11 protein-coding genes are annotated in these 13,204 nt (G+C 73.3%); 8 read left to right on the forward strand and 3 right to left on the reverse strand.

Going from position 1 to position 13,204, the window contains the following annotated elements; genetic code table 11:
* The first annotated feature begins 75 nt into the window (after positions 1–75).
* The 4 genes from ABZY13_RS08840 (at position 76) to ABZY13_RS08855 (ending at position 3,888) form a co-directional block, all read left to right on the forward strand.
* On the forward strand, positions 76–1,614 hold the full coding sequence (locus tag ABZY13_RS08840; protein ID WP_356628244.1) for an NAD(P)/FAD-dependent oxidoreductase: 1,539 nt from the start codon (positions 76–78) through the stop codon (positions 1,612–1,614).
* 80 nt (positions 1,615–1,694) lie between these two features.
* The gene (locus tag ABZY13_RS08845) at positions 1,695–2,669 is read left to right on the forward strand and encodes an alpha/beta hydrolase (RefSeq protein ID WP_356628511.1); all 975 of its coding nucleotides are present in this window, start codon (positions 1,695–1,697) and stop codon (positions 2,667–2,669) included.
* On the forward strand, positions 2,666–3,550 hold the full coding sequence (locus ABZY13_RS08850) for an SDR family oxidoreductase (protein WP_356628246.1): 885 nt from the start codon (positions 2,666–2,668) through the stop codon (positions 3,548–3,550). The genes ABZY13_RS08845 and ABZY13_RS08850 overlap by 4 nt, the downstream gene beginning before the upstream one ends.
* A 149-nt stretch (positions 3,551–3,699) precedes the next feature.
* Positions 3,700–3,888 (forward strand): hypothetical protein, encoded by a 189-nt coding sequence (locus ABZY13_RS08855; protein ID WP_356628248.1) that lies wholly within the window; start codon positions 3,700–3,702, stop codon positions 3,886–3,888.
* 82 nt (positions 3,889–3,970) lie between these two features.
* Here the strand turns inward: ABZY13_RS08855 and ABZY13_RS08860 are convergent, their stop codons facing one another.
* Positions 3,971–7,252, reverse strand: coding sequence for a S41 family peptidase (locus tag ABZY13_RS08860; RefSeq protein ID WP_356628250.1), 3,282 nt, complete (start codon positions 7,250–7,252; stop codon positions 3,971–3,973).
* A gap of 211 nt (positions 7,253–7,463) precedes the next feature.
* On the opposite strand from ABZY13_RS08860, the gene ABZY13_RS08865 reads away from it, so the two are divergent.
* Together ABZY13_RS08865 and ABZY13_RS08870 are read left to right on the forward strand one after the other, a co-directional pair.
* A complete protein-coding gene (locus tag ABZY13_RS08865) occupies positions 7,464–8,063 on the forward strand; it encodes a TetR/AcrR family transcriptional regulator (protein WP_356628513.1) in 600 nt (199 codons plus the stop codon).
* Positions 8,064–8,200: 137 nt separating this feature from the next.
* Positions 8,201–10,426 carry an MMPL family transporter gene (locus ABZY13_RS08870; RefSeq protein WP_356628252.1) on the forward strand — a complete coding sequence of 742 codons (2,226 nt, stop codon included), beginning with the start codon at positions 8,201–8,203 and terminating at the stop codon, positions 10,424–10,426.
* A gap of 320 nt (positions 10,427–10,746) precedes the next feature.
* Here ABZY13_RS08870 and ABZY13_RS08875 read toward each other — a convergent pair whose 3' ends face one another.
* Positions 10,747–11,004, reverse strand: a complete 258-nt coding sequence (locus ABZY13_RS08875) for a hypothetical protein (RefSeq protein WP_356628254.1) — start codon at positions 11,002–11,004, stop codon at positions 10,747–10,749.
* A gap of 89 nt (positions 11,005–11,093) precedes the next feature.
* On the opposite strand from ABZY13_RS08875, the gene ABZY13_RS08880 reads away from it, so the two are divergent.
* Complete coding sequence (locus ABZY13_RS08880; protein ID WP_356628256.1) at positions 11,094–11,585, forward strand: YbaK/EbsC family protein; 492 nt, start codon at positions 11,094–11,096, stop codon at positions 11,583–11,585.
* Positions 11,586–11,676: 91 nt separating this feature from the next.
* Complete coding sequence (locus ABZY13_RS08885) at positions 11,677–11,952, forward strand: DUF1876 domain-containing protein (protein ID WP_356628258.1); 276 nt, start codon at positions 11,677–11,679, stop codon at positions 11,950–11,952.
* A gap of 6 nt (positions 11,953–11,958) precedes the next feature.
* Here ABZY13_RS08885 and ABZY13_RS08890 read toward each other — a convergent pair whose 3' ends face one another.
* On the reverse strand, positions 11,959–13,131 hold the full coding sequence (locus ABZY13_RS08890; protein ID WP_356628260.1) for a serine hydrolase domain-containing protein: 1,173 nt from the start codon (positions 13,129–13,131) through the stop codon (positions 11,959–11,961).
* Between the last annotated feature and the right edge of the window lie 73 nt (positions 13,132–13,204).

Consider the following 13,204-nt stretch of genomic DNA (forward strand, 5'->3'; position numbering starts at 1 on the left):
GTACGTCACTGCTCTACTCTCCCATTGCGCCAGTGTTTACTGGCGAGGTCCTAGGCGATGCGTGGAGGCTTCGGGATGGCCGAGCACCAACACCAGCAGGAAAGCAGGCACGTACGGGTCGCGGTCGTCGGATCGGGCTTCGGCGGGCTGGGGGCCGCCGTGCGGCTGCGCCGCGAGGGAATCACCGACTTCGTCGTCCTGGAGCGGGCCGACAGCGTCGGCGGTACCTGGCGCGACAACAGTTACCCGGGATGCGCCTGCGACGTGCCGTCCCATCTGTACTCGTTCTCCTTCGCACCCAACCCCGACTGGCCGCGCACCTTCTCCGGCCAGGAGCACATCCGCGCCTACCTGGAGCGGGTGACCGACACCTTCGGGCTCCGCCCGCACATCCGGTTCCGCTCCGAGGTGCGGCGGATGACCTGGAACAGCGAGCTGCTGCGCTGGGACATCGAGACCGCGAGCGGCAACCTCTCGGCCGACTTCGTCGTGTCCGCCACCGGCCCGCTGTCCGACCCCAAGATCCCGGACGTCCCCGGCCTGGACTCCTTCCCCGGCAGGGTCTTCCACTCCGCCCGCTGGGACCACGACTACGACCTGCGCGGCAAGCGCGTCGCGATGATCGGGACGGGCGCCTCCGCCATCCAGATCGTCCCCGCCATCCAGCCCGAGGTCTCCCGGCTCACCCTCTTCCAGCGCACCCCCGCCTGGGTCATGCCCCGCGTGGACCGCGCGATCAGCGGCCCCGAGCGCGCGCTGCACCGGGCGCTGCCGCTGACCGGCCGGCTGCGGCGCGGGCTGCTGTGGGGCATCCGGGAACTGCAGGTCCAGGCCTTCACCAAGCACCCCAACGAACTGGGCCTGGTCGAACAGCTGGCCAAGCGCAACATGGCCCGCGCCATCAAGGACCCGGCGCTGCGCGCCAAGCTCACCCCCGACTACCGCATCGGCTGCAAGCGCATCCTGCTCTCCAACGCCTACTACCCGGCGCTCGCCCGGCCGAATGTGGACGTCGTGGCGAGCGGGCTGAGCGAGGTCCGCGGCTCCACCCTCGTCGCCGCCGACGGCAGCGAGGCCGAGGTCGACGCGATCGTCTTCGGCACCGGCTTCCACGTCACCGACATGCCCATCGCCGAGCGCGTGGTGGGCGCGGACGGGCGGACGCTCGCCGAGGCGTGGAAGGACGGCATGGAGGCCCTGCGCGGGGCGTCGATGTCCGGCTTCCCCAACTGGATGACGGTCATCGGACCCAACACCGGGCTCGGCAACTCCTCCATGATCCTCATGATCGAGTCCCAGCTGAACTACATGGCCGACTACCTGCGCCAGCTGACCGTCCTCGGGGGCCGGGCCGCCCTCGACGCCCGCCCGCAGGCCGTGCGCGCCTGGACCGACCGGGTGCAGCAGCGGATGAAGCGCACGGTGTGGAACACCGGCGGCTGCACCAGCTGGTACCTCGACGCGGGCGGGCGCAACACGACCGTATGGCCCGGCACGACCGGCGAGTTCCGCCGCGCCACCAAGCACGTCGACCTCGCCGAGTACGAGGTGCTGCGGCCCCCGGCGACCGGACGGGACGTCACCGCCGGGCAGGCCGCGGAGGTGGGCGCGTGAGCCGCACACCGCGCACGAGCCGCACATTCCGTCCGACGATCCGCTCACCGCGCGCGAGCCGCAGGCCGCGGGCCGCCCGGATCGCCCACGTCCGCACCGGCCCCTACGCCCCGCCCGTCGCCGCCCGCGAGCTCACCGCCGTCTCCGCCGACGGCGCCCGGCTGCACGTCGAGGTGCACGGCCCCGAGGGCGCCCCCGCCGTCGTCCTGGTCCACGGCTGGACCTGCTCCACCGCCTTCTGGGCCGCCCAGATCCGCGCCCTGGCCGCCGACCACCGCGTGATCGCCTACGACCAGCGCGGCCACGGACGCACCCCCGCCCACCCCGCCTGCGGCACCGACGCCCTCGCCGACGACCTGGAGGCCGTCCTCGCCGCCACCCTCGCGCCCGGCGAGCGGGCCGTGATCGCCGGCCACTCCATGGGCGCCATGACGATCCTGGCCGCCGCCGGACGGGACGGCTTCCGGGAGCACGCCGCGGCGGCGCTTTTGTGCAGCACGGGCAGTTCGCGGCTGATCGACGAGTCGACGGTGCTGCCGTTGCGCCCCGGGCGGCTGCGCACCGTGCTCACCCGTCAGGTCCTCGGCTCCCGCGCGCCGCTGGGACCGGTCACGCCGCTCGCCCGCCGGATCCTCAAGTACGGGACGATGGGCCCCGGTTCGTCCCCGGAGATGGTGGAGGCGTGCGCGCGGATCGTGCACGGCTGCCACCGCCGGGCGCGGCACGCCTGGTCGCAGGTCCTCGGCGTGCTCGACCTCGACCACGGGGCACGGGAACTGACGGTGCCGACGGCCGTCGTCGTGGGCCTGCGCGACCGGCTGACCCCGCCCGTGCACGCGCGCAGGCTGGCCGACGCCCTGCCCGACTGCACCGGACTGACCGAGCTGCCGGGGCTGGGGCACATGACGCCGGTGGAGGCTCCCGAGCTGATCACGGCGAAGATCCGCGAACTGGTCACCGCCCACATGGCGGGAAGGCCGCGCACGGAACCGGTCACGGCACCGGCCCAGGACGTCGAGGAACCGGTCGCCGCACCGGTCGAGGAGGGCGCATGAGCAGGACGAGCCTGGAGGGACGGGTCGCGGTCGTCACCGGGGCCGCGCGCGGGGTCGGCGAGCTGCTCGCCCGCAAACTGTCGGTGCGCGGCGCCAAGGTGGCCCTGGTCGGCCTGGAACCGGACGCCCTCAAGCAGGTCGCGTCCCGGCTGCACGGCGAGAGCGGCGTCTGGCACGCCGACGTCACCGACCACGAGGCCATGACGGCGGTCGCCGCGGAGGTGGAGGAGCGGTTCGGGAAGGTCGACATCGTCGTCGCCAACGCCGGTGTCGCGACCGGCGGCCCCTTCGCCGAGTCCGACCCGGTCGCCTGGCGGCGGGTCATCGAGGTCAACCTCATCGGATCGGCGGTCACCGCGCGGGCGTTCCTGCCGGCGCTGACGGCGAGCCGGGGCTATCTGCTCCAGGTCGCCTCCCTCGCCGCGATCACCCCGGCGCCGATGATGAGCGCGTACTGCGCCTCCAAGTCGGGCGTCGAAGCGTACGCGCACAGCCTGCGCGCCGAGGTCGGCCACAAGGGCGTGAAGGTCGGCGTCGCCTATCTGTCCTGGACGGACACCGACATGGTGCGCGGCGCCGACCAGGACGACGTCATGCGCGAGCTGCGGCAGCGGCTGCCGTGGCCGTCCAACAAGACCTATCCGCTGGGCCCCGCGGTGGACCGGATGGTCGCCGGGATCGAGCGGCGGTCGGCCCATGTGTACGGGCAGTGGTGGCTGCGCGGGATGCAGGGCGTGCGCGGGTATCTGCCGGCGCTCATCGGGACCGTGGGGCAGCGCGAGATGCGGCGCTTCGCGGACCGGCTGGACGGCATGCGCATCGGGCTCGTCGGGGCGGGCGGCGCGGCGGACGAACAGGAGCGCGCCGTACGCGAGAAGTAGGAAACGTCGGGCATCCGCCGGGCCGGTCCGGGCCGGCCACGCTCCGCTACGGTCCGTCACTGATCGAAATGCGAGCTTTGTCCGCCCGTGCAAATCTGGTCGAGGCCGTGAGGGAACCCTCCCTCACCCACGACCAGGAGTGAACGCACATGGGTATGAAGGACAAGTTCCAGGACCGGGCCGACAAGCTCCGCGAGCAGGGCCAGGACAAGATGGACCAGGCCAAGGAGCGGATCGGGCAGCGCCGCGGCGGTGAGCAGGACCCGCAGCGCGAGCCGCAGCGCGACCCGATGCGGGAGCGGGACGAGGACCGTCTCGACGAGGACTACGACATGTGACCTCGGTCCCGGAGCAGCGCAAGGGGCGCCCCAAGGGGCGCCCCTTCTGTGCTGTCCTCACGCCGTTGTCGCCCTCATGCCCTCACGTCCGCGGCGGCAGCTTCGGGCGTGAACGGTCGGGTACGGCGCTGTAGTCGGGCGGGGAGGCGGGCGGATTGCTCTCCAGCAGCTCCAGCGCCAGCCGTACCGCGTCGTCCAGTTCGGCGTACCGCCCCTCCGCCCAGTCCAGCGGGGTGCGCAGGGACTCCACGTCCGGGGCGACGCCGTGGTTCTCGACCGACCAGCCGTACGCGTCGAACCAGGCCGCGTTCATCGGCACGGTGATGACCGTGCCGTCGCCCAGCCGGTGCCGGCCGGTCATGCCGACCACCCCGCCCCACGTCCGCTGCCCGACCACCGGCCCGAGCTTCAGCAGCTTGAACGCGGCCGTGATCATGTCGCCGTCGGAGGACGTCGCCTCGTCCGCCAGCGCCACCACCGGTCCGCGCGGGGCGTTGGAGGCGTACGACACCGGCTGCGCGTCGCGGGTGAGGTCCCAGCCCAGGATGGTGCGGGTCAGCTTCTCCACCACCAGTTCGCTGATGTGACCGCCCGCGTTGCCGCGCACGTCGACGATGAGCGCCGGGCGGGACATCTCCATGCGCACATCGCGGTTGAACTGAGCCCAGCCCGAGCCGCCCATGTCCGGGATGTGCAGATAGCCGCACTGCCCGCCGCTCAACTCCCGTACCACCTCGCGCCGTTTGGCCACCCAGTCCTGGTAGCGCAGCGGCCGCTCGTCGACCAGCGGGACGACCGCGACCCGGCGGGAGCGGCCCTGGCCCTCCGCCGGGACGAAGGTCAGCTCCACCGTCGTACCGCCCGCCGCGGCGAGCAGCGGGTGGGGGCCGGTCACCGGATCCACCGGCCGCCCGTCCACATGGGTGAGCACCGCGCCCTCGCGGACGCCCGAACCGGCCAGCGGGGAGCGGGCCTTGGAGTCGGAGGACTCGCCGGGCAGGATCCGCTTGACCATCCACCGGCCGTCCCGGCACACGAAGTTGGCGCCGAGCAGGCCCTGCCGGCGCTGGTAGACCGGAGGCCCCTCGTTGCGGCGGGCGGCGGTGACATAGGCGTGGGAGGTGCCCAGTTCGCCGAGCACCTCGCGCAGCAGGTCGGCGAACTCGTCGGGGGAGGCGACCCGTTCGACCAGCGGGCGGTACTGGGCGAGCACCGCGTCCCAGTCGATGCCGCACATCCCCGGGTCCCAGAAGTGGGCCCGGATGATCCGGCCCGCCTCCTCGTACGCCTGCCGCCACTCCGCGCCCGGATCGACCTCGTGGAGGATGCGGCGCAGGTCGATCCAGGTGGTCGTGTCGCCGTCGCCGGGCTCGGTGGCCGGCACCGCGCGCAGGTCACCCTCGTCGACGACGACCAGCCGGCTGCCGTCGCCGCTGACCGCGAACCAGTCGAGGTGGGAGACGAGTTCGGACTTCTTCGCCTTGCTGATGGTGAAGTGCTCCAGCGTCGGGCGGCCCGTGGTGTCGTCGGGGTTGGCGAAGGTCTCGCCCAGCGCGCCCGAGATCGGCCAGCGCAGCCAGACCAGTCCGCCGCCGGCGACCGGGAACAGCGCCGAGTACTTGGAGGCCGCCACCGGGAACGGCGTGACCCTGCTCGGCAGGCCCTCGACCTCCACGGTGGGGGCGCTGCCGTCGCCGGGCTCCTCGTCCTCCACCGGGTCCAGGCCCCCCGCTGCCGGACGCCCGTCGGGCGACAGCGCGAACGGGGACGGGGTCGCCGAGGACAGCGGGACCAGATAGGGGCGGCAGCCCAGCGGGAAGGACAGGTCGCCGGTGTGCACGTCGTAGACCGGGTCGAAGCCGCGCCAGGACAGGAAGGCGAGATAGCGGCCGTCGCTGGTGAAGACGGGGTTCTCGTCCTCGAAGCGGCCGTTGGTGACGTCCACGATCAGCCGGTCCTGGATCCTGGCGAGCCTGATCTGGCGCAGGGAACGCCCGATGCCGGGATGCGACCAGGCCAGCCAGGAGCCGTCGGGGGAGAAGGCGAGGTCGCGAACGGGGCCGTTGTCGGAGCGGACCAGCTCGGTGACCGCGCCGCCCGCCCCGCCCTCTTCGGTCACGTCGCCGCCCGCCGAGCCTTCCTCGGTCACGTCGAGCAGCAGCAGCCGCCCGTCGTGCGAGGCGACGGCCAGCCGCTCGCCCTGGGGGTCGGACACCAGCTCCAGCACCCGGCCCAGCCGCCCGGAGGCCAGCCGGCGCGGCGGGCGGACGCCGGTGGCGCGCGGCAGGGAGGCGATCTCGATCGCGTCCTCGCCCTCCGCATCCGTGACGTAGGCGACCTGGCCGCCGGGGCCCAGCATCTCCGGGAGCCGGACCCGTACGCCCGGGGTGTCGGCGATGGTGCGGGCGGGACCGTCGCGGTGGGTGAGCCAGTACAGGCTGCCGCGCACCACGACCGCGCTCGCCCGGCCCGTCTCGTCCACCGAGAGTCCGGCGACGTGCTGGGCCGCGGGGACCTGGTACGTACGGCGGCCCGCGCGCGGTCCGCTCAGGCGCACGTCGAGGCGGCGGGGCCGGGAGCCGGGCGACAGGTCGTCCACGATCCACAGGTCGCCGGCGCACTGGTAGACGACGCGGGCGCCGTCGCTCGCGGCGTGCCGGGCGTAGAAGGCGTCGTGGTCGGTGTGACGGCGCAGGTCGGAGCCGTCGTGGGCGCAGGAGTAGAGGTTGCCGACGCCCTCGTGGTCGGAGAGGAAGGCGATCCGGTCGCCGACGAACAGGGGGGAGTGCAGATGGCCCTCCAGGTCGGCGAGGAGCCGTCGGCCGTGCAGCCAGAGGCGGCCGGTGGCGCCGCCCCGGTAGCGCTGCCAGGAGGCCGGTTCGTGCGGCGGGGTGCCGGTCAGCAGGAGGGTGCGGCGCTCGCCGTCGACGTCGCCGACCTGGATGTCGGTGACCGGGCCCCAGGGGAGTTTGCGGCCGGGGTCGCCGTCGGGGGAGACCTTGTAGGACCAGGTGAAGTGGGAGAAGGGCTCGCCGTGCGAGGCGACGGCGAGGATGTCGCTGTGTCCGTCCGCGTCGGGGGGCGTCCAGCCGCAGACGCGGGTGTCGGGGCTGCCCCAGTGGGTGAGCCGGCGCGCGGGTCCGCCGTCCACCGGGACGAGGTGCAGCTCGGGCACGAGGGTGCGCCAGCTCGTGAACGCGATCTGCCGGCCGTCCGGCGAGAAGCGGGGGTGCCCCAGCTTGGTGCGGTCGACGGTGAGCCGCCAGGCGCGGCCCGGTCCGTCGGCGGAGGCGAGCCAGAGGTCGTCCTCGGCGACGAAGCACAGCAGGTCACCGCTGAGGTGGGGCAGGCGCAGATAGGTCACGTCACCATGCTTTTCCCTGGGACGCACCGGGGCAACTCGTGCCTTTGGCGCACGGGTGCGCGCGCCGGGGGTGCGTGGAAGCGTGCGGCGTGACCCACACCACGAACGAAACGGTTTCGTTTCGCAGGGTGGGTGCGCTACCTTCGTCTTGTACGAAACGGTGTCGTACGGATTCGGTTCGACGGGAAGGTGGGACGACATGACGGAGACCGTGACGGCTACGGCGACGGCACGTCGCAGCCGGATCACCCCCGAGCGCGAGGCCGAACTGTACGAAGCGGTGCTCGACCTGCTCCGCGAGGTCGGCTACGACGCCCTCACCATGGACGCCGTGGCCGCCCGCACCCGGTCCAGCAAGGCGACGCTCTACCGCCAGTGGGGCGGCAAGGCCGAGCTGGTGGTCCGGGCCCTGCGGCACAGCAAGCCGGGCTCCATCGGCGACATCGACACCGGGTCGCTGCGGGGCGACCTGCACGCCCTGGTGACCCGCGAGGACGACTGCGCCATGGCCCAGAACTCCGCGCTGATGCGGGCCCTGGCCATGGCGGTGCACAACAACGCGGATCTGCTGAAGGCGTTCAAGGAACTCCTCGTCGAACCCGAGATGGACGAGTTCCAGCGCGTCATGCAGCGGGCCGTCGACCGCGGCGAGGTCCAGCCGGACCGCCCCGCGCTCGACTACATCGTGCACATGCTGGTCGGGGCGTTCGCGACGCGGACGCTGATCGACGACCAGCCACCGACGCAGGCGTTCCTGCGCGCGTACATCGACGCCGTGGTCCTCCCCGCCCTCGGCGTTCCGGCTCACTGACAGTCCCCTGCCAGCCCCCTTCCCCAGCGGCACGACCTGCAGCACGACCATCAGCACCACCTGACGTCACCGCTCACGTCGTCGGGCTGATCATCCCTGCCCTGAAGTACCCACGACCTGACCGGGAGTACGCCCTCGTGGCCACGTTCCTCTACAAACTCGGCCGGTTCGCCTTTCGGCGACGGCACTTCGTCGCCCTGATATGGGTGGCGCTGCTGACGCTGGCGGGTGTCGGCGCGGCGAGCGCCCCCACCCCCGGCTCCGCCTCCTTCTCCATCCCCGGCACCGAGGCCCAGAAGGCCTTCGACCTGCTGGAGGAGCGCTTCCCCGGCATGAGCGCCGACGGAGCGACCGCACGGGTCGTCTTCAAGGCGCCGGCCGGCGAGAAGATGACCGACGCCGGCCCCAAGGAGACCGTCCAGGAGACGGTGAAGGAGCTGTCCGGCGGCTCCGAGGTGGCCTCCGTCGCCGACCCGTACACGGAGAACGCCGTCAGCAAGGACGGCGCGATCGCCTACGCGTCGGTGCGCTACGACGTCTCCGGCATGGAGCTGGAGGAGTCCACCAAGGAGGCCCTGGAGGACGCCGCCCAGCAGGCGCGGGACGCCGGGCTGACCGTCGAGATCGGCGGTGACGCGCTCCAGGCCGTGCCGCACACCGGCACCACGGAGATCATCGGCATCGCGGTCGCCGCGGTGGTCCTCGTCATCACCTTCGGCTCGCTGATCTCGGCCGGCATGCCGCTGCTCACCGCGCTCATCGGCGTCGGCATCGGCGTCTCGTCCATCACCGCCCTCGCCAGCACGCTGGACCTGGGCTCCACCACCTCCACTCTGGCGATGATGATCGGCCTCGCGGTCGGCATCGACTACGCGCTGTTCATCGTCTCCCGCTACCGGGCCGAACTGGCCGAGGGCCGCGGGCGCGAGGAGGCGGCCGGCCGGGCCGTCGGCACCGCGGGCTCCGCGGTCGTCTTCGCCGGTCTGACCGTCGTGATCGCCCTGGTCGGCCTCGCGGTCGTCAACATCCCGATGCTCACCAAGATGGGCGTCGCGGCGGCGGGCACCGTCGCCATCGCGGTCCTGATCGCGCTCACCATGATCCCGGCGCTCCTCGGCTACGCGGGCCGCAAGGTCCGTCCGGCGGGCGAGAAGGGCAAGCTGCTCGGCGGCGGGCGCAAGAAGAACCAGGACGGCGGGGCGGCCCGCCCGAACATGGGCACCCGCTGGGCGAGCTTCGTCGTCCGCCGTCCGGTGGCCGTGCTGCTGCTGGGCGTGATCGGCCTCGGCGCGGCGGCGGTCCCCGCGGCCTCGCTGGAGCTGGGCCTGCCCGACGACGGCTCCCAGCCGACCTCCACCACCCAGCGCCGGGCCTACGACCTGCTGTCCGAGGGCTTCGGTCCCGGCTTCAACGGCCCGCTGATGGTGGTCACCGACGCCAAGGGCGCCGACGACCCGACCGAGGTGTTCAACGGCGTCGTCGACGACATCAAGGGTCTGGACGACGTCGTCACCGTGACCCCGCCGGCGCCGAACAAGTCCGGCGACACGGCGACGATCACCGTGATCCCCGACGCCAAGCCGTCCTCGGTCACCACGGAGGACCTGGTCCACGCCATCCGGGACACCGGCGCCGGCATCAAGGCGGACACCGGGGCCACGGTCCTGGTCACCGGTTCGACGGCGATGAACATCGACGTCTCGCAGAAGCTGAACGACGCGCTGGTGCCGTACCTGATCCTGGTGGTCGGCCTGGCCTTCCTCCTCCTGATCGTGGTCTTCCGCTCGGTCCTGGTCCCGCTGAAGGCGGCTCTCGGCTTCCTGCTCTCCGTGATGGCGGCCCTCGGCGCCGTGGTCGCGGTCTTCCAGTGGGGCTGGCTGGCCGGCCTGATGGGCGTCGAGGAGACCGGTCCGGTCATGTCGATGATGCCGATCTTCATGGTCGGCGTGGTCTTCGGCCTGGCGATGGACTACGAGGTGTTCCTCGTGACCCGCATGCGCGAGGCGTACGTCCACGGCGAGAGCCCGAGCCAGGCGGTCGTCACCGGCTTCAGGCACGGTGCGCGGGTCGTCACGGCGGCGGCGGTCATCATGATGGCGGTCTTCGCGGGCTTCATCGGCTCCAGCGAGTCCATGGTCAAGATGATCGGCTTCGGCCTCGCGATCGCGGTCTTCTTCGACGCGTTCGTGGTCCGCATGGCCATCGTCCCGGCGGTCCTGGCGCTGCTGGGCAAGAGGGCCTGGTGGCTGCCGAAGTGGCTCGACCGCGCCCTGCCCAACGTCGACGTCGAGGGCGAGGGCCTGCGCGACCTGTCGGGTCCGGCCGACGACACGGACGAGGACCGGGCGCTGGCGCGCGTCTGACACGCCGCAGACAAGCCGGTGAGGGCACCGTGGGGACGGGGCAGGCCCTCACCGGCTTCTTCGTGCCGCCGGGACGTCAGCCCCGGTGGCTGCCCGAGACGACGGCGAACCTCCGGACGACGGCGCCGCCGCTCACCCGGACGACGGCGCCGCCGCTCACCCGGACGGCGAGGAGCTGCGGCTTTCTCTGGCGTATGCACGACACCGGCCGTCGGCGCGCCGTCGCATGCCACCGGATGGGGCTCGCCCCCGCCGTCCCGGTCGACCGGGTCACCCGGCCCTCGCCGGTGCAGTGGGCGTGGACGGAGTACGTCCGCCGGTCAAGGCCCGGGGAGGTCCCTGCCGCGGGTGCCGGTCGTCTCGGCGACGAGGAACCGGGCCTGGAGGGGGAGTTCCAGTCCGGAGGGCCACGGCGTTCCTCCGGCCGGGGGCCGCTCGGCGGGCGTCTGCTCGGCGGAGGGCTGCGCGGGACGGCTCTGCGCGGGGGCGGCGGTTTCGGCAGGGCCGGTGCAGCCGCCGGCGAGGACGGCTGCGGAGGCGACCGCGACGGCCGCGGCGGCGCGGAGGGAGCGGCGCACGGAGGCCTCCGGCCGTGGGCGCCCGCCGTCATGCCGTACCGGGGTAACTCGGTCGCGTCCGCGCCGCTCGCGCCGTTAGCGTGCCCCGTATGACGACGAGTGGTGCGGTGCATCCGCGGTTCGGCGAGGCTCTGCGGGAGCTGGGGCTCGGGGACGTCGGCGAGCGGGCACGGAGATTTCCCGAGGCCACCCGGACCGCCGCCGAGGCGGCCGCGGCCATCGGATGCGAGCTGGGTCAGATCTGCAAGTCACTGGTCTTCGCGGCCGACGGCGTCCCCGTCCTGGTGCTCATGGACGGCGCCTCCCGCGTCGACCTCGGGCTGGTGCGCGAGGCGCTCGGCGCGCAGCGCGTCACGCGCGCCGACGCCGCGGTCGTGCGCGAGGTCACCGGGTACGCCATCGGCGGCGTCCCGCCCTTCGGCCACCGGACGCGCACGCGCGTGCTCGCCGACCGTGGGCTGCTCGCCCACGACGTCGTCTGGGCCGCCGCCGGCGACCCCCACACCGTGTTCCCGATGGAGCCCAAGACGCTGATCGCCCACGCCGGCGGCGACCTCGTGGACGTGCGCGAACGCCGGTAGCGGCCCGGTGGCTGTCCGGTGGCCGCCCGCGTGGGTGCGCCCGCGCCCCGTCGGGCGCACCCTGGAAGGAGGTCTTCCGGAGGTGATCGTCATGATGCACACCGCAGTGGGATGGCACGTCGAGCTGGAGTTCCAGGAGGACGACCAGCACACGAAAGCGGCCGCGCTGGTGCGCTTGCCGGACGGGAGCGAGGTGCGCGCCCACGGGCACGCCACCCGGCACCGCACCGACCCCAACCAGCCCCGGGTGGGCGAGGAGATCGCCGGCGCCCGGGCACTGAACGAGCTGGCGATGCGGCTGCTCACCAAGGCGCACGACGAGATCGACGAGGCGTCGGGACGGACCTCGCACCCGATCCACGTGTGAGCCCGGTCAGCGGCCCAGCGACTGCCGTACCGCCGTCACCAGCGCCTGCGCCCTCGGGTCGGCCGTGACGCTCTTGCGGAAGCCGTTCGTCACATAGGCGAAGGCGACGCCGGCCTCCGGATCGGCGAACGCGAGGGCGCCGCCCCGGCCCGGGTGGCCGAAGGAGCCGGGCGACAGCAGTGGCGAGGCCCCGCCGTGCAGCATGTAGCCCAGGCCGAAACGGGTGTTGACCACCAGTACCCGGTCCGGCCCCGACGCGTGCTCACGCCGGGCCAGTTCCACCGTCTCCGGCGTGAAAAGGGCCCGCTCGCCGTCCACCTCGCCGATCAGCGAGGCGTAGAAACGGGCCAGGCCGTCCGCCGTGGCGATGCCGTTCGTCGCGGGCAGGGACGCGGCGCGGTATGCGGGGTCGTTCTGGTCGGGGAACGGCGTCACGGCCGCGAAGGCCCGCCGGGTGAGGGAGCCGGGGTCCCGGTAGGCCTCGGCCACCGCACGCTTGGGCCGGGTGCGCAGGACGCCGCCGGCCGACGGCGCCTCGGTCTCGCCGACCCGCCCCACGCGCCCGGTCTCCGCCTCGGGCAGCCCCAGCCACAGCTCCAGGCCGCGCGGCCCGGTGACCTCCGCCGCGAGCCACTCGCCTGTCCGCCGCCCGGTGACCCGCCGGGTCAGCTCGTCCACCATCCAGCCGTACGTCAGCGCGTGGTAGCCGTGGTCCGTGCCGGGCTCCCACACCGGGGCCTGCGCCGCCACGGCCGCCGGCCCCCGCTCCGGGTCCAGCGCCTCCCGCGCGTCCAGCGGGCGGTCCAGCACCGGCACCCCGGCCCGGTGGGCGAGCACGTCCCGCACCAGGACCCGCTCCTTGCCGCCCGCCTTGAACTCCGGCCAGTACGCCGCCACCGGCGCGTCCAGGTCCAGCAACCCGCGCTGGTGCAGCAGCAGCACCACGGCCGCCGCCACGCCCTTCGTCGCGCTGCGCACGATCTGCGCGGTGCCGCGCTCCCAGGGCGCCGCCCCGTCCGTGCCGTCGACGTCCCGGACCCCGGCCCACAGGTCGACGACCCGGCGCCCGTCCCGGTAGACGGAGACGGCCGCGCCCCGGTCGCCGAGCACCTCGAAGTTGCGGACGAACGCGTCCCCGACCGGTTCGAACCCCTCGGCGACCGTGCCGTTCACATCCACGTCCGTACTCCCGTTCCCTCGCGGCGTCACGCTCCCTGCAACGCCCCCGCCCACCGGCCGATTCCGGCCGCCC

The organism is Streptomyces sp. NPDC006610 (assembly GCF_040611575.1).
GTDB lineage: Bacteria > Actinomycetota > Actinomycetes > Streptomycetales > Streptomycetaceae > Streptomyces.

What these genes read in the sequence shown, in the direction of transcription:
- ABZY13_RS08840 (WP_356628244.1), top strand. Translation starts at nt 76, where the DNA reads ATGGCCGAGCACCAACACCAGCAGGAAAGCAGGCACGTACGGGTCGCG.
- ABZY13_RS08850 (WP_356628246.1), top strand. Translation starts at nt 2,666, where the DNA reads ATGAGCAGGACGAGCCTGGAGGGACGGGTCGCGGTCGTCACCGGGGCC.
- ABZY13_RS08855 (WP_356628248.1), top strand. Translation starts at nt 3,700, where the DNA reads ATGGGTATGAAGGACAAGTTCCAGGACCGGGCCGACAAGCTCCGCGAG.
- ABZY13_RS08880 (WP_356628256.1), top strand. Translation starts at nt 11,094, where the DNA reads ATGACGACGAGTGGTGCGGTGCATCCGCGGTTCGGCGAGGCTCTGCGG.
- ABZY13_RS08885 (WP_356628258.1), top strand. Translation starts at nt 11,677, where the DNA reads ATGATGCACACCGCAGTGGGATGGCACGTCGAGCTGGAGTTCCAGGAG.